Genomic DNA, 15,790 nt, shown 5'->3' with positions numbered 1-15,790 from the left:
CTAGTTTTTGCGGCATTGCTTTTAAAGGTGTCGACAATATGCTGGATCAACTGGAAACCCCAGTGGTAGCGCAAGACGATTCCCAGACCATGTCAGAGAACGTCTTCCGGCGTATCCAGGCCGCCATCGTCAAAGGCGAAATCGCCCCCGGCAGCAAGATCTCCGAGCCGGAACTGGCGCGCACCTACGGCATCAGCCGTGGTCCATTGCGTGAAGCGATCCACCGCCTGGAAGGCCAGCGTCTGCTGGTGCGCGTGCCTCACGTTGGCGCGCGAGTGGTGTCCTTGAGCCATGCCGAGCTGATCGAGCTCTATGAAATCCGCGAATCTCTGGAAGGCATGGCCTGCCGCCTGGCCGCCGAGCGCATGACCGATGCGGAAATCGAGGAGCTACGCCAAGTGCTGCACACCCATGAACGCGACGAAGCGTTCCAGGCCGGGCTCGGCTACTACCAGCAGGAAGGCGACTTCGATTTTCATTACCGGATAATTCAAGGCGCCGGTAATCGCACGCTGACCCAAATGCTCTGCGGCGAGCTGTACCAATTGGTGCGCATGTACCGCATCCAGTTCTCCGCCACCCCCAATCGTCCACGCCAGGCTTTTGCCGAGCATCACCGCATTCTTGACGCGATTGCCGATCGTGACGGTGAACTGGCCGAATTGTTGATGCGCCGGCATATCGGCGCCTCCAAACGCAATATCGCCCGTCACTTCCCGGACGGCGCGCCCCAGACAGCCACTCAGCGAGGTGAGTCATGAGTTCCAACAATAAAACTACTCCAGGCCAGCGTTTCCGCGATGCAGTCGCCAGCGAACATCCCTTGCAAGTGGTGGGCGCAATCAACGCCAACCACGCGCTGCTGGCCAAACGCGCCGGTTTCAAGGCCATCTACCTCTCGGGTGGCGGTGTCGCTGCCGGCTCCCTCGGCGTGCCGGATTTGGGCATCACCGGCCTGGATGACGTGCTGACCGACGTGCGCCGCATCACTGACGTGTGCGACCTGCCGCTGCTGGTAGACGTGGACACCGGTTTCGGTTCCTCAGCCTTCAACGTGGCGCGCACGGTCAAGTCGATGATCAAGTTCGGCGCCGCTGCCATCCACATCGAAGACCAGGTCGGCGCCAAGCGCTGCGGGCATCGCCCGAATAAAGAGATCGTGTCCCAGCAGGAAATGGTCGACCGCATCAAGGCCGCCGTGGATGCGCGCACCGATGACAGCTTCGTGATCATGGCGCGCACCGACGCCCTTGCCGTGGAAGGGTTGGAGTCCGCCCTGGAACGCGCCGCCGCCTGCATCGAAGCCGGCGCCGACATGGTGTTCCCGGAAGCCATCACTGAACTGGAGATGTACAAGCTCTTCGCGTCAAGGGTGAAGGCGCCGATCCTGGCCAATATCACCGAATTCGGCGCAACCCCGCTGTACACCACCGAACAGTTGAAATCTGCCGATGTTTCCATCGTGCTGTACCCGCTCTCGGCTTTCCGTGCCATGAACAAGGCCGCCGAGAACGTCTACACCGCGATCCGTCGCGACGGCACCCAACAGAACGTGATCGACACCATGCAAACCCGCATGGAGCTTTACGATCGCATCGACTACCACACCTTCGAGCAGAAGCTCGACGCGCTGTTCGCCGCGAAAAAGTAACGAACGCGCCTCCCTGAATAACTACAAAATTGGAGAAGAACCATGGCTGAAGCAAAAGTACTGAGTGGTGCCGGCCTGCGTGGTCAGGTAGCCGGGCAGACCGCATTGTCCACCGTAGGCCAGGCCGGTGCCGGCCTCACCTATCGCGGTTACGACGTGCGTGAACTCGCCGCCGACGCGCAATTTGAAGAAGTCGCTTACCTGCTGCTCTACGGCGAGTTGCCGACCAAAGCCGAACTGGCCGCCTACAGCAAAAAACTGAGCACGCTGCGCGATCTGCCCCAGGCCTTGAAAGAAGTGTTGGAACGCATCCCCGCCGATGCCCACCCGATGGACGTGATGCGCACCGGTTGCTCGTTCCTGGGCAATATCGAGCCCGAGAAAGACTTCAGCGTGCAACGCGATGTCACCGACCGCCTGCTCGCCGCCTTCCCGGCGATCATGTGCTACTGGTATCGCTTCAGTCACGACGGCAAGCGCATCGACTGCGTGACCGACGAGCCCAGCATCGGCGGCCACTTCCTGCACCTGCTGCACGGCAAGAAGCCGAGCGCGCTGCATGAGAAAGTCATGAACGTGTCGCTGATCCTCTACGCCGAGCACGAATTCAACGCGTCGACCTTCACCGCCCGCGTGTGTGCCTCGACCTTGTCCGACCTGTATTCGTGCGTCACGGCCGCCATCGGCTCCCTGCGCGGCCCGCTGCATGGCGGCGCCAACGAAGCGGCGATGGAAATGATCGAGCGTTTCGGCTCGGCCGAAGAAGCCGTTGAAGGCACTCTTGGCATGCTGGCGCGCAAGGACAAGATCATGGGCTTTGGCCACGCGATCTACAAAGACAGCGACCCGCGCAATGAAGTGATCAAGGGCTGGTCGAAAAAACTCGCTGACGAAGTGGGCGACAACGTGTTGTTCCCGGTCTCGGAAGCCATCGACAAGACCATGTGGGAGCAGAAGAAGTTGTTCCCCAACGCCGACTTCTACCATGCCTCGGCGTACCACTTCATGGGCATACCGACCAAGCTGTTCACGCCGATCTTTGTGTGCTCGCGCCTCACCGGCTGGGCCGCGCACGTGTTCGAGCAGCGCGCCAACAACCGCATTATCCGTCCGAGCGCCGAATACATCGGCGTTGAGCAGCGCAAGTTCGTGCCAATCGAACGTCGCTGAGTGAAGTGACCGGCGATCCTGACGTGGTAACCGAATCAAAAATGTGGGAGCGGGCTTGCTCGCGAATACGGTGTGTCATTCAACACATCCGGCGACTGTTCCACCGCTTTCGCGAGCAAGCCCGCTCCCACATTTTGACCTCATTCCAATTCTGGATCTGCCTCGGCTCTTCTTTTGTAACTACCGTGACCGAGTCCTGACGATGAACACTGAATTTCGTAAACCGCTGCCCGGCAGCCGCCTGGATTTCTACGATGCCCGAGCGGCCGTCGATGCAATCAGCCCCGGTGCCTATGCCACCTTGCCGTACACCTCCCGCGTCCTTGCGGAGAACCTGGTGCGCCGTTGCGACCCGGCCATGCTCAATGCGTCCCTGAGCCAACTGATCGAGCGCAAGCGTGACCTCGACTTCCCGTGGTTCCCGGCGCGCGTGGTGTGCCACGATATCCTCGGCCAGACCGCCCTGGTCGACCTCGCCGGCCTGCGCGATGCCATCGCCCTGCAAGGCGGCGACCCGGCCCAGGTCAACCCGGTGGTGCCGACCCAACTGATCGTCGACCACTCCCTGGCCGTTGAAGCCGGTGGTGCTGACCCGGACGCGTTCGAGAAAAACCGCGCCATCGAGGACCGTCGCAACGAAGACCGTTTCCACTTTATCGAGTGGACCAAAAAGGCCTTCAAGAACGTCGACGTGATCCCGCCGGGCAACGGCATCATGCACCAGATCAACCTGGAGAAAATGTCCCCGGTGATTCAGGTGCGTGACGGTGTGGCGTTCCCCGACACCTGCGTCGGCACCGACAGCCACACCCCGCACGTGGATGCCCTGGGTGTGATCGCCATCGGCGTCGGCGGCCTCGAAGCCGAGAGTGTGATGCTCGGCCGCGCCTCGTGGATGCGCCTGCCGGAAAGTGTCGGCGTGGAGCTGACGGGCAAGCTGCAACCGGGCATTACCGCGACCGACATGGTGCTGGCGCTGACCGAATTCCTGCGTAAGCAGAAAGTGGTGGGGGCATGGCTGGAATTCTTCGGCGAAGGTGCCTCGGCACTTACCCTGGGCGACCGCGCGACTATCTCCAACATGGCCCCGGAATATGGCGCCACTGCGGCCATGTTCTACATCGACCCGCAAACCATCGCCTACCTGAAACTCACCGGCCGCGAAGACGAACAAGTCACGTTGGTTGAGCAGTACGCGCGCCACACCGGCCTGTGGGCGGATGACCTCAAAGGTGCGCAGTACGAGCGTGGCCTGACCTTCGACCTGTCCAGCGTCGTACGCAATATGGCCGGCCCGAGTAACCCGCACGCCCGTGTCGCCACCAGCGATCTGGCCTCCAAAGGCATCTGCGGCCCGTGGGACGAAGTGCCGGGGCAAATGCCCGATGGCGCGGTGATCATCGCTGCCATTACCAGTTGCACCAACACCAGCAACCCGCGCAACGTGATCGCCGCCGGCCTGTTGGCACGTAACGCCAACAAGCTCGGGCTGGTCCGCAAACCGTGGGTCAAATCCTCGCTGGCGCCCGGCTCGAAAACCGTGGCGATGTACCTCGATGAAGCGGGCTTGACCCACGAGTTGGAGCAGTTGGGTTTTGGTGTGGTGGCGTTCGCTTGCACCACCTGCAACGGCATGTCCGGTGCGCTCGACCCGGTGATCCAGCAAGAAATCATCGACCGCGACCTTTACGCCACTGCCGTGCTTTCCGGTAACCGCAACTTTGACGGGCGCATTCACCCGTACGCCAAGCAAGCGTTCCTCGCTTCGCCGCCGCTGGTGGTGGCTTATGCGATTGCCGGCACCATCCGTTTCGACATTGAAAAGGACGTGCTGGGCCTGGATGCCGACGGCAAGGAAATCCGCCTCAAAGACATCTGGCCGAGCGATGAAGAAATCGACGCGGTGGTCAAGGCTTCGGTCAAGCCGGAGCAGTTCCGCGCGGTCTACATCCCGATGTTCGCGATTCACGAAGACACCGGCCCGAAAGTCGCGCCGCTATATGATTGGCGCCCGCAAAGCACCTACATCCGCCGCCCGCCGTACTGGGAAGGCGCGCTGGCCGGCGCCCGTCCGCTCAAGGGGATGCGCCCGCTGGCGGTGCTGCCGGACAACATCACCACCGATCACCTGTCGCCGTCCAACGCGATCATGCTCGACAGCGCCGCTGGCGAATACCTGGCGAAAATGGGCCTGCCGGAAGTCGACTTCAACTCTTACGCTACCCACCGCGGCGACCATTTGACCGCGCAGCGCGCGACCTTCGCCAACCCGAAACTGTTCAACGAAATGGTGGTTGAAAACGGCAAGGTCAAGCAGGGTTCCCTGGCGCGTATCGAGCCTGAAGGCCAGGTCACGCGGATGTGGGAAGCCATTGAAACCTACATGGAACGCAAGCAGCCGCTGATCATTATTGCGGGCGCCGACTACGGTCAGGGCTCGTCCCGCGACTGGGCGGCCAAGGGCGTACGCCTGGCCGGTGTGGAAGCGATTGCCGCCGAAGGCTTCGAACGCATCCACCGCACCAATCTGGTGGGCATGGGCGTGTTGCCGCTGGAGTTCCTGCCGGGCACCGACCGCCACACCTTGAACATCGACGGCAGCGAAACCTATGACGTCATCGGCCAGCGCACCCCGCGTGCGCAGTTGACCCTGGTCATCAACCGCAAGAATGGCGAACGTGTCGAAGTGCCGGTGACGTGCCGCCTGGACACCGCTGAAGAAGTGTCGATCTACGAGGCGGGTGGCGTGTTGCAGCGTTTTGCCCAGGACTTCCTGGAATCGGCGGCGACCGCCTGAAGAGGATAACCATGGCACACACAGCGCAAATCAAGATCCCCGCCACCTATATGCGTGGCGGCACCAGCAAGGGCGTGTTCTTCAGCCTCAAGGACCTGCCCGAAGCGGCGCAGGTGCCGGGTGCCGCCCGCGATGCCCTGCTGTTGCGGGTGATCGGCAGCCCCGATCCCTACGACAAGCAGATTGACGGCATGGGCGGTGCGACCTCCAGCACCAGCAAAACCGTGATCCTGGCCAAAAGTACACGCGCCGAGCACGACGTGGACTACCTGTTTGGCCAGGTCTCCATCGACAAGCCCTTTGTCGACTGGAGCGGCAACTGCGGCAACCTGTCGGCGGCGGTGGGCTCGTTCGCCATCAGCGCCGGGCTGGTCGACCCGGCCCGCGTGCCGCACAACGGTGTAGCGGTGGTGCGGGTGTGGCAGGCCAATATCGGCAAGACCATCATCGCCCATGTGCCGATCACCGACGGTGCGGTGCAGGAAACCGGCGACTTCGAACTCGATGGCGTGACCTTTCCGGCCGCCGAAGTGCAGCTCGAATTCATGGACCCGGCGGCGGAAGAAGAGGGCGGCGGCGGCTCGATGTTCCCCACCGGCAACCTGGTCGACGACCTCGAAGTACCCGGTGTCGGCACCTTCAAGGCGACACTGATCAACGCGGGCATCCCGACGATTTTCATCAACGCCGAAGACCTTGGCTACACCGGCACCGAGCTGCAAGGCGAGATCAACAGCGACCCCAAAGCCCTGGCGATGTTCGAAACCGTGCGGGCCTATGGTGCGTTGCGCATGGGCCTGATCAAACACCTCGACGAGGCCGCCCAGCGACAGCACACGCCGAAGGTGGCGTTTGTGGCCAAGCCTGCGGACTACGTGGCGTCCAGTGGCAAGGCGATCAAGGCCGGTGATGTCGACTTGCTGGTGCGTGCGCTGTCCATGGGTAAGTTGCACCACGCGATGATGGGCACGGCAGCGGTGGCGATCGGCACGGCGGCGGCAATTTCCGGGACGTTGGTTAACCTCGCCGCCGGTGGTGTTGAACGTAACGCCGTGCGCTTCGGGCATCCGTCCGGCACCTTGCGCGTCGGCGCCGAAGCCCGCCAGGTGAACGGTGAATGGGTGGTAAAAAAAGCCATCATGAGCCGCAGCGCGCGAGTCCTGATGGAAGGCTTCGTACGCGTTCCCGGCGACGCCTTTTAAAACCCTACACCGTCACCTGGTGGGGCGGGCTTATGTGGGAGCGGGCTTGCTCGCGAATGCGGTGGTCCCGTCAACTTATGTATAGCTGACACGCCGCCTTCGCGAGCAAGCCCGCTCCCACAGGGGTTCAACGCAATCCGCACTCCATTAGCAGGCAATCAGACCTGCCACACATGATCAACCCTGACCCTGAGGATGAAACAACCCTAACCCACTTTGGAGAACTGCCATGAGCGCCAACGTCGACCAGAACAACCGTCCCGACTACGACCAGGTCCTGCAGGACATCGCCGATTACGTCCTCAATTACCGGATCGATTCACGGGACGCCTTGGACACCGCCCGCAACTGCCTGATGGACACCCTCGGTTGTGGCCTTTTGGCCTTGCGCTTCCCCGAGTGCACCAAGCACCTGGGGCCGATCGTGGAGGGCACGGTGGTGCCGTTCGGCGCGCGCGTGCCGGGCACGTCCTTTCGGCTGGACCCGGTCAAAGCCGCCTGGGACATTGGCTGCATCGTGCGTTGGCTCGACTACAACGACACCTGGCTCGCCGCCGAATGGGGCCACCCTTCGGATAACCTCGGGGGCATTCTTGCCGTGGCCGACCACCTTTCGCAAAAACGCGTGGCCAATGGCGACACGCCGCTGACCGTGCGCGCGGTGCTGGACGCGATGATCATGGCTCACGAGATCCAGGGTGTGATTGCCCTGGAAAACTCCTTCAACCGTGTCGGTCTCGATCATGTGCTACTGGTGAAAGTCGCTTCTACCGCCGTCACTGCCAAGCTGATGGGCGCCAACCGTGAGCAACTGCTTGCCGCCTTGTCCCACGCGTTTGTCGATGGGCAGGCGCTGCGCACCTACCGCCACGCGCCCAATGCCGGTTCGCGCAAATCCTGGGCGGCGGGGGACGCGTCGAGCCGTGGTGTGCGCCTGGCGGACATCGCACTGCGTGGCGAGATGGGCATCCCGGGCGTGTTAAGCGCGCCGCAGTGGGGTTTTTACGACGTGCTGTTCAGCCACACCAACAACGACCTGGCGCTCAAACCCGAGGACAAGCGGGCCTTCAGCCTGTCACAGCCCTACGGCACGTATGTGATGGAAAACGTGCTGTTCAAGATCAGTTTCCCCGCCGAGTTTCATGCGCAAACGGCCTGTGAGGCGGCGGTGACGTTGCACCCGTTGGTCAAGCATCGCCTGCATGAAATCGAACGCATCGAGATCACCACCCACGAGTCGGCGATTCGCATCATCTCCAAGGTCGGCCCACTGGCCAACGCCGCCGACCGCGACCACTGCCTGCAATACATGACCGCTGTGCCCTTGGCCTTCGGCAACCTGGTGGCCGAGCAGTATGAGGACGAGTTTCATGCGGCTCATCCGATCATCGATGAGCTGCGCCAGAAGATGGTCATTGTCGAAGACCCGCGCTACAGCCGCGAATACCTGGAGGCGGACAAACGCTCCATCGCCAACGCGGTGCAGGTGTATTTCAAGGACGGCTCCAGCACCGAGCAGGTGGCGGTGGAATACCCGATTGGCCATCGTCGGCGTCGGGTGGATGGCATTCCGTTGCTGGAAGACAAGTTCAAGGCCAATTTGGCCACGCGGTTTACCGCGCAGCGCAGTGCGCAGATTTTTGCGTTGTGCAAGGATCAGGCACGGCTTGAGGCCACGCCTGTGAACCGCTTTGTGGACCTGTTCGTGATCTAAAAAATCACTGCGGTCAATGTGGGCGCCGGGCTTGCCCGCGATGCAGGCGCCTCGGTCTTGCAGTTAACCGAGGTGATGCCATCGCAGGCAAGCCAGCTCCCACATTTGTTCAGTGTTTCTGAATAAAAAGTGTCCGGCTTACATACTGCCTTCCACATCATCCAGGCTGAACGTCTCGGTGTGGTCGTCATAGGAGAAAATCTCCGCATAGCGCCCCCACGCCACCACGCTTTCCAGGGTTTTCTCCACAAATGCTTCGGTCATCGAGTCTTCCAACTCCTGCTCGAAGCGCACCCGTGGCGCCCGGTGCCCGCTGCGCTCAAGCAGCACCTGATGAATGCGTGCGGCCAACGGCACGTGCCGGATCAAATGCTCGGCGAACAGGGTTTTGCGTTCCTGGGTGCCGTAGTCGGCGAACAATTTGCCGGCGTCGGTCAGGGTGATGTCGGCGCCCTTGAGCTCAGCGAAGCCCAAATGCTCAAGCATCTCCGCTACCGGGAACAGGTCGTCGACTTCCAGCAAGCGCCGCTCGGCCACGGTCGGCAAGCCGGCATGACCGTTGTAAGGCTCGGCGGCCAGGGTTTCGATCAAGCCGGCCATCAGGTTGGTGGACACTTCCGGCAACAGGCTGCCCATTTTCAGCTCCGGCAGGCCTCGGCTGGCGTCGGCGCTGCGCCGGTCAGTCATCAGTGCGTAGATGTCGTCGACCATTTGCCGAAAGGTCGGGTCCAGCCGGTTGCGCGGGTGCGGGAACGGTACTTTGATTTCTGCCACCACGCGACCGGGGTTGGACGACAGCACCAGGATGCGATCGCACATCAACACGGCTTCTTCGATGTTGTGGGTCACGATCAGGATCGACTTGATCGGCAGTTGTTTGCCGCTCCACAGGTCCAGCAAGTCCGTGCGCAGGGTTTCGGCGGTCAGTACGTCCAGGGCGGAGAAGGGTTCGTCCATCAGCAACAGGGTCGGGTTGACCACCAGGCCACGGGCAAAACCCACACGCTGGCGCATACCGCCGGACAACTCGCGAGGGTAGGCGTTTTCAAAACCGTCCAGGCCGATCAAGTCGATGGCCGCCAGTGCGCGCTTGCGGGTTTCCTTGCGCTCGACCTGCAAGGCTTGCAGGCCGGCCTCCACGTTTTCCAGCACGGTCAGCCAAGGGAACAGCGCAAACGTCTGGAACACCATGGCCACGCCTTCGGCCGGGCCGTTCAGCGGCGCGCCGTTGTAGCGGACTTCGCCCGATGACGGTTGAATAAGCCCGGCGATAATGCGCAGCAGTGTGGACTTGCCCGAGCCAGAGCGGCCGAGCATGCCGACGATTTCACCTTCGTGCAGGCTCAGGTTCACGCCACTGAGCACCTGCAGTTCGTCTTTACCTTTGCCGAACACCCGATTCACGTTTTTCAGCGAGAAGATTTCGGGGGTATCAGCAGTGTGTTCAGTGTTGGTATTCATCACAGCGAATCCCGTCAATTCAAGCGAAGTTTGTTTTCAGCCATGGCGTACATAGGTCGCCAGACCGCGCGGTTGAAGGCCACCACAAAGATCGACATCACCACGACGCCCAAGGCGATCTTCGGGAAGTCGCCGGCAGCCGTGGTCTGCGCGATGTAAGCCCCCAGCCCGTGGGCCACCACATTGTCCTGGCCCCAGGACACATACTCGGACACGATGCTGGCGTTCCATGCACCGCCGGACGCGGTAATCGCACCGGTGACGTAATACGGAAAGATCCCCGGCAGCATCACCTTGCGCCACCACAGCCAGCCGCGAATGCGGAAGTTGGCGGCGACTTCCTTGAAGTCATTGGGGAACGCCGTGGCGCCGGCGATCACGTTGAACAGGATGTACCATTGGGTGCCCAGCACGATCAGCGGGCTCAGCCAGATGTCCGGGTTGAGCTTGTAGTGCAGGATCACAATGACGAACACCGGGAACAGCAGGTTCGCCGGGAACGCCGCGAGGAACTGCGCGAGGGGCTGGATTTTTTCCGCAAGGCTGGGACGCAAGCCGATCATCACGCCCAACGGCACCCAGATCAGCGAGGCGATCAGAATCAGCCCGGCTACCCGTAGCAGCGTGATAAGGCCCAGTACAAACACATGGCCGACTTCGGCGAACGTCACCTCGGTGCCGACGTATTGCACGATGTGGTACAGCGCATAAGCCGCCATCAGCGCAATCAGAGTGCCCCACACCCAGTCGATCACCTTTGACGCCGCCGGTGTCTCTGCCGGCAAGGCCTTGAGCGCACCCCCCGCCAGGCTGAAACGCTTATTGCCGATGCGACTGACGGTGCGGGTGATAGGGCGCAGGATGCGCTGGACGATGCGTGTGCGCTGGATCAGGTTCAGCAGCCAGGACTGTGGCGCGGCGCCCTGGGAGGCGGTGGTTTCCATGCGGAATTTGTCGGCCCAGGCCACCAGTGGGCGGAACAGGAATTGGTCGTAGATCAGGATCACCACAATCATCGCCAGGATCACATACCCCACCGCATGCAGGTCTTTCTGGGCAATGGCCAAGGCCAGGTATGAACCCACGCCCGGCAGGGTGATGGTCTTGTCGCCGACGGTGATGGCTTCAGAAGCAACCACGAAAAACCAACCGCCGGACATGCTCATCATCATGTTCCACACCAGCCCGGGCATGGCGAAGGGCACGTCGAGTTTCCAGAACTTCTGCCAGCCGGAAAGCCGCAGGTTGGTGGACACTTCCACCAGGTCATGGGGCAGCATGCGCAGCGACTGGTAAAAGCTGAACGTCATGTTCCAGGCCTGGCTGGTAAAGATCGCAAAGATCGCCGCGAACTCGGCCCCCAGCACGCGCCCTGGAAACATCAGCAGGAAGAACGTCACCGTAAACGAGATGTAACCGAGTACCGGCACCGACTGCAGAATGTCGAGCACCGGCACCAGCAGTTTTTCGGCGCGCCGGCTTTTGGCGGCCAGGGTGCCGTACAACAGCGTGAAAACCAGCGATGCCACCATTGCCGCAAGCATTCGCAAGGTAGTGCGCATGGCGTATTCCGGCAGGTTGGCCGGGTCGAGGGAGATGACCTCACTTTGCAACGTGGCGATGGGGGCCCAGGTTTCCCGGGCGCCGATGGACAAGAACAGCAAAAAGCCGATCACCAGAGGCAGTGCGACCAAATCCCAGCGGTTGGGCAGCAGGCGCAGCGTGGAGGCTGGCAGGTAGTGACGGAATACTTTTTTCATAGGCCGTGGTTCATAGGCAGTCAGTCCGGCAGCGTTCAGGTTCAAAGAGGTGCGGTGGGGTGAGCTTAGCTTCTATACAAATCACCCACCGAGAATGGGCGGGCGCTCTTTCTCCGTGAGTCTGGGGCGCATCGAATCTGAGGGAGATTCGCCGCTGGCGGGATTGTACGTTTCAAAATGTTACAAACGTATAAAATTACTGTCAGTTTTAGGTAAAAAAACACCGCCAGGGTGTCGACTGCCCTGGCAAGGCTTAACAATCATTCAAATTGCAGGGTGTGGCTGTTTTTCTAAGCGGACACAATCAGCTACCCACCTGTCATGCAGGCTCGGAACTGCTTTCAGAAAAGTGCCAATCAGGTAGTGAGACGACTGGCTATTGCATCGCTGCTGGCACGCGTCAGTTACGTATTAAAGACCTGAATCTGAGGCGGCACCCCATGACTAGCGTAAATACTCGGCAACCATCGCCCTGCACTGTCGGCCATGAGATCTCCCCGGCGCCTGCGCCCACGGGCCCGGAAGGCGACGCCGAAGCTTCCGGGAGATCCGACACACGGCCCGACGCGGCGCCTCCCCGCAACCCTGTGACACCCGAGCAGCGCGGTCAGTTTTCGAGCCACCATGCAATCGTCAACCCGAAGCCGCCAGAAACCGCAGAAACGCGCCTGCTGGCAGAATTGACTCAAAAAAATAATCAACTTCTCGCCAAACTAAACGCGCTGGTGGAAAAGTTTGAGCCGCAAGCCCAGGGTAAAGCAGCTCCCGATTCTGCCGTTGCACCGGCCAGTCAGCCGTATTACCGCCTCTTCGATGAACAGGATGAAACTTTCCTCCTGCAGGGCACGCTGGTGAACGAGTCAGGCCTGTCGCGCAGTCTGGATACGTTGACCCGTGAAAACGATGAGTTTCGCCATATGGTCAAGAAGGCATTCGAGCAGTTCCATAGGATGCTTACACGGCTGCAACAGCTGGTTGGGAGCCTGGCTCACCGAGTCGACACGATGGATCTCCCGCAAAGGCAAATACCTACAGGGACGGCGGCCTCCGCCAAACCGGTTTCGTCAGACGACGTGCAGCCTGAAGCACCCGCTTCCCGGCAAAACCAAGTGTCTGTCCCGGCGAATGAGTCAACAGCCTCGAGGGCCAGGACCGTTGAAGCGCTCAAGAAAGAAAACCAGGCGCTTGAGGACGGACTTGATGCGGCCACTGCTTACTACCACACGTTGATCTCACCGCTTCAACAGCAGATTGAGGCGCCGGTCAAGAACGCCGACAAGCAAAAGAAATAGGGCGCGCAAAACCGCTTCGGACAGGGTGGGGTGAGCCCCCATGCTGGACCGGGTCAGCCTCGATTTTTACTCAAAGCGCAGGATCACCCGACGGTTGTGCTTGCTCTTCTTCTCGATTTTTTCGCAAAACACCCGGCCGATTTCTTCGGTGTTGATCACGTGGGTGCCGCCGCACGGCTGGATATCGATCCCGGCGATCTCGATCACGCGGACCGAACCCTGGATGACCGGTGGTGCCACCGCCTGGGTGCGGGTGATTTGGAGCAGGGTCGAATATTCGGAGGCTGGCATCGACAGGGTTTTTACCTCGTGGGCCTGTTCGATCAAGGCGTTGAGGTCGCGGGTGATGCTGTCTTTGTCGAGGGTCATTTCCGGCAGGTCGAAATCCAGGCGTCCTTTGTCTGCGCTGATGCTGCAACCGGTGACCGGAGCATCAATGATCGAGCACAGCAAGTGCAGGCAGGTGTGCATCTTCATGTGCTGGTAACGCCGCTGCCAGTCCAGGCCTGCGTCTACTTGCACACCGGCCGTCAATTGCTCGGGGCAGTGTTCAACCTGGTGCCAGATGATCGAGCGCAGCACCGGGTCGCGCACGGTGCCGATCACCTCGACCCGCGTGCCATCGGCCAGGGTCAGATGCCCGGTGTCGCCCGGTTGCCCGCCGCCGGTGGGGTAGAACAGCGTGTGTTCCAGCGCGATACCGTGCTCGCTGACGGCAATCACCCGTGCGCTGAAGGCGTTCTGATAGGGCGCGCTGTCAAACAGCGCCAGGGTTTCCATGGTGTGCACGGACATGTTCAACCTCCGACGATCAGTGGGCTGGCTTGCAGCAGGTGGCGCACCATTGCACTCAAGCCAGGAGGGGAGAGCAGGGTGATTTCAAATTCCGGCCCGCAGACTTTCAGGTTCAGCGGCAGTCGCGGCAGGTGGTCGCCGACATCGAGGCGACGCAAGCGAAATTGCAGGTGATGGCGCTCTTTTACCGTTGCCTCCAGCATCAGCCCCTGCAGGGGGTGAAAGTCAGCATCCAGTACCGTGACCTTGTGGCTGGCACTGACCTCACCGACCACGTGTAAACGCTCATCCAGGGCGAACGCACCGAGGTAGTTGCTGTGGTCCGATTCGGCGTTTTTCTGCAGCTGAATCTGATTGACCACCTTGACCTTGGTGCCCGCCGGCACATCCTGGGTAATTACACAGGAAGGGCTGATAAACACGTTATCGCCGATCAGCACATAGCCGAGCACGCGCGCGCCGGCGCCCACCTCGACATTGTTGCCCAGGCGCGGGTGACGCTTGCCGTCCGGGTTGTTGGCGATACCCTGTGCGCCCAGTGTCACGCCGCAGAGGATGTAGCAGTCGTTGCCGATCTCGCAGGTTTCGCCGATCACCGTGCCGTAGCCATGGTCGAGTACGAAGCGCCGGCCGATGCGTGCGGCGGGGTGAATCTCGGCGCCGGAGAGCACTTTGCCCTGATTGCTGAGCTTGAGGGCGATGCGCGAAAACAGGCCGTTAGTCTGGTCGGGAAAATTCCACACCAGGTGCGCAAGCCGATAGAACAGCACGGCCTTGAACGAGGCATAGGACTCCAGGATCAACTCGCCACGCCCTCGGGAAGCCGGGTCGCGATAGGCATAGGCGATCAAGTCTTCGGCCACTGCCTGCGCGGCGTTCTGGATCAGCGGCGCCAGGTGCGGTTCCAACTGCTTCATCTGCGTAGGCGTCAGGGTCTTGATGAGGTGGGTAAGCAACTCATCGTGCAGCTGTTGCATGTCGATAAAGCCCCCCATGGAGGCACCCCCACATTCTGGATGGTTGGCAAACGGGTTACTCGAAATTGGGCAGGTAGCTGTCAGCATTGTCGTAGACCATGGTCAACACCACCGTTTCGGGCGGAAGTTCGGGGGCAAGCTGAGCGATGGCAACCATGTTGGCAGCCGAGGACAACCCAAGGCTGATGGCGTCGGTGCGCATGATGCGTTTCATCATGTCGATGCACGCCTGGCGCGATACCTTGAGCATGCCGTCCAGCACCTCGACATTGAGGATGCTTGGGATCAAGCCAATCGACAGGCCCTGTATATGGTGCGGCGCGTGCCGATCTTTTAGCAGGTCGCATTCTTCCGGCTCCACGCCCATTACCCGGATCGCCGGCCACGTGGCTTTGAGGGTTTCGCCGATGCCGGTGATGTGGCCACCGGTACCGATACCGCTGACGAAATAGTCAACGCGCTGTTCACCAAAGGCTCGGATGATTTCCGGCGCGGTGGTATCGCGGTGGGTTTGTGGGTTGGCGCCGTTGCGTTGCTGGTTGAGCATCACGAAGCTGGGGTTTTCCAGCTGCAGCTCCATACACTTTTCGCCATGGGAGTTATTGCCCAAACGGCTGTCCGACAGCACTACCTTGGCGCCGTAGAGGCGCAGCAGTTTCTGTTTTTCGGGGCTGTAGTTGTCGGGGATCACCAGCACCACTTTGTAACCCAGTACATTGCCTGCCATCACCAGGCCGATGCCGGTGTTGCCGCCGCTGGGTTCGATAATGGTTTGCCCGGAATCGCGGATCAGCACGCCGCGACGTTCCGCGTCGAGGATCATGCCCAAGGCGATGCGCGCCTTGTGACTGCCGCCGGGGTTGAGTGATTCCAGCTTGGCGTAGACCTCGATGCCGAGGTCCTCGGAAAACTGCTCCAGGCGCACGATGGGCGTATGGCCGATCACGTCGAGAATTGAGTTATGCAACATC

The 15,790-nt window shown here is 61.0% G+C and carries 12 protein-coding genes; 7 read left to right on the top strand and 5 right to left on the bottom strand.

Annotated features, from left to right (window positions below):
* Positions 1-38 precede the first annotated feature (38 nt).
* The 6 genes from ACI77D_RS16495 (at position 39) to prpD (ending at position 8,534) form a co-directional block, all read left to right on the top strand.
* Positions 39-761 carry a GntR family transcriptional regulator gene (locus tag ACI77D_RS16495; RefSeq protein WP_064453641.1) on the top strand — a complete coding sequence of 241 codons (723 nt, stop codon included), beginning with the start codon at positions 39-41 and terminating at the stop codon, positions 759-761.
* Entirely contained in the window at positions 758-1,651 is an 894-nt protein-coding gene (gene prpB / locus ACI77D_RS16490) for a methylisocitrate lyase (protein ID WP_021491517.1), read from the top strand. Before ACI77D_RS16495 ends, prpB begins: the two co-directional genes overlap by 4 nt.
* A 42-nt stretch (positions 1,652-1,693) precedes the next feature.
* The gene (gene prpC / locus ACI77D_RS16485; RefSeq protein ID WP_064453640.1) at positions 1,694-2,821 is read left to right on the top strand and encodes a 2-methylcitrate synthase; all 1,128 of its coding nucleotides are present in this window, start codon (positions 1,694-1,696) and stop codon (positions 2,819-2,821) included.
* Positions 2,822-3,023: 202 nt separating this feature from the next.
* On the top strand, positions 3,024-5,618 hold the full coding sequence (gene acnD / locus ACI77D_RS16480) for a Fe/S-dependent 2-methylisocitrate dehydratase AcnD (protein WP_407017058.1): 2,595 nt from the start codon (positions 3,024-3,026) through the stop codon (positions 5,616-5,618).
* Between the two features lie 11 nt (positions 5,619-5,629).
* Positions 5,630-6,820, top strand: coding sequence for a 2-methylaconitate cis-trans isomerase PrpF (prpF, locus tag ACI77D_RS16475; RefSeq protein ID WP_407017057.1), 1,191 nt, complete (start codon positions 5,630-5,632; stop codon positions 6,818-6,820).
* A 229-nt stretch (positions 6,821-7,049) separates the two neighbouring features.
* A complete protein-coding gene (prpD, locus tag ACI77D_RS16470; RefSeq protein ID WP_407017056.1) occupies positions 7,050-8,534 on the top strand; it encodes a 2-methylcitrate dehydratase in 1,485 nt (494 codons plus the stop codon).
* Positions 8,535-8,672: 138 nt separating this feature from the next.
* On the opposite strand, the gene ACI77D_RS16465 is transcribed toward prpD, so the two are convergent.
* A complete protein-coding gene (locus tag ACI77D_RS16465) occupies positions 8,673-9,995 on the bottom strand; it encodes an AAA-associated domain-containing protein (RefSeq protein WP_064453636.1) in 1,323 nt (440 codons plus the stop codon).
* Between the two features lie 14 nt (positions 9,996-10,009).
* Positions 10,010-11,755, bottom strand: a complete 1,746-nt coding sequence (locus tag ACI77D_RS16460; protein WP_064453635.1) for an ABC transporter permease subunit — start codon at positions 11,753-11,755, stop codon at positions 10,010-10,012.
* Between the two features lie 440 nt (positions 11,756-12,195).
* On the opposite strand from ACI77D_RS16460, the gene ACI77D_RS16455 reads away from it, so the two are divergent.
* Complete coding sequence (locus tag ACI77D_RS16455) at positions 12,196-13,047, top strand: hypothetical protein (protein WP_407017055.1); 852 nt, start codon at positions 12,196-12,198, stop codon at positions 13,045-13,047.
* Positions 13,048-13,113: 66 nt separating this feature from the next.
* Here the strand turns inward: ACI77D_RS16455 and ACI77D_RS16450 are convergent, their stop codons facing one another.
* Genes ACI77D_RS16450 through ACI77D_RS16440 form a run of 3 tightly spaced genes read right to left on the bottom strand, consistent with a single transcriptional unit; the run spans position 13,114 to position 15,789 of the window.
* Entirely contained in the window at positions 13,114-13,842 is a 729-nt protein-coding gene (locus ACI77D_RS16450) for an alanyl-tRNA editing protein (RefSeq protein ID WP_053257484.1), read from the bottom strand.
* A 2-nt stretch (positions 13,843-13,844) separates the two neighbouring features.
* Positions 13,845-14,837, bottom strand: a complete 993-nt coding sequence (locus ACI77D_RS16445; RefSeq protein WP_407017054.1) for a serine O-acetyltransferase — start codon at positions 14,835-14,837, stop codon at positions 13,845-13,847.
* A gap of 37 nt (positions 14,838-14,874) precedes the next feature.
* A complete protein-coding gene (locus tag ACI77D_RS16440; protein WP_064453633.1) occupies positions 14,875-15,789 on the bottom strand; it encodes a PLP-dependent cysteine synthase family protein in 915 nt (304 codons plus the stop codon).
* Between the last annotated feature and the right edge of the window lies 1 nt (position 15,790).

The sequence above is a fragment of the Pseudomonas sp. O39 genome (assembly GCF_045447295.1).
GTDB classification, from domain to species: domain Bacteria; phylum Pseudomonadota; class Gammaproteobacteria; order Pseudomonadales; family Pseudomonadaceae; genus Aquipseudomonas; species Aquipseudomonas antarctica_A.
This window is presented reverse-complemented; position numbering and strand designations above follow the sequence as displayed.

What these genes read in the sequence shown, in the direction of transcription:
- ACI77D_RS16460 (WP_064453635.1), bottom strand. Translation starts at nt 11,755, where the DNA reads ATGAAAAAAGTATTCCGTCACTACCTGCCAGCCTCCACGCTGCGCCTG.
- prpB (WP_021491517.1), top strand. Translation starts at nt 758, where the DNA reads ATGAGTTCCAACAATAAAACTACTCCAGGCCAGCGTTTCCGCGATGCA.
- ACI77D_RS16440 (WP_064453633.1), bottom strand. Translation starts at nt 15,789, where the DNA reads ATGTTGCATAACTCAATTCTCGACGTGATCGGCCATACGCCCATCGTG.
- ACI77D_RS16465 (WP_064453636.1), bottom strand. Translation starts at nt 9,995, where the DNA reads ATGAATACCAACACTGAACACACTGCTGATACCCCCGAAATCTTCTCG.
- ACI77D_RS16450 (WP_053257484.1), bottom strand. Translation starts at nt 13,842, where the DNA reads ATGTCCGTGCACACCATGGAAACCCTGGCGCTGTTTGACAGCGCGCCC.
- prpC (WP_064453640.1), top strand. Translation starts at nt 1,694, where the DNA reads ATGGCTGAAGCAAAAGTACTGAGTGGTGCCGGCCTGCGTGGTCAGGTA.
- ACI77D_RS16445 (WP_407017054.1), bottom strand. Translation starts at nt 14,837, where the DNA reads ATGGGGGGCTTTATCGACATGCAACAGCTGCACGATGAGTTGCTTACC.
- ACI77D_RS16495 (WP_064453641.1), top strand. Translation starts at nt 39, where the DNA reads ATGCTGGATCAACTGGAAACCCCAGTGGTAGCGCAAGACGATTCCCAG.
- ACI77D_RS16455 (WP_407017055.1), top strand. Translation starts at nt 12,196, where the DNA reads ATGACTAGCGTAAATACTCGGCAACCATCGCCCTGCACTGTCGGCCAT.
- prpF (WP_407017057.1), top strand. Translation starts at nt 5,630, where the DNA reads ATGGCACACACAGCGCAAATCAAGATCCCCGCCACCTATATGCGTGGC.
- acnD (WP_407017058.1), top strand. Translation starts at nt 3,024, where the DNA reads ATGAACACTGAATTTCGTAAACCGCTGCCCGGCAGCCGCCTGGATTTC.
- prpD (WP_407017056.1), top strand. Translation starts at nt 7,050, where the DNA reads ATGAGCGCCAACGTCGACCAGAACAACCGTCCCGACTACGACCAGGTC.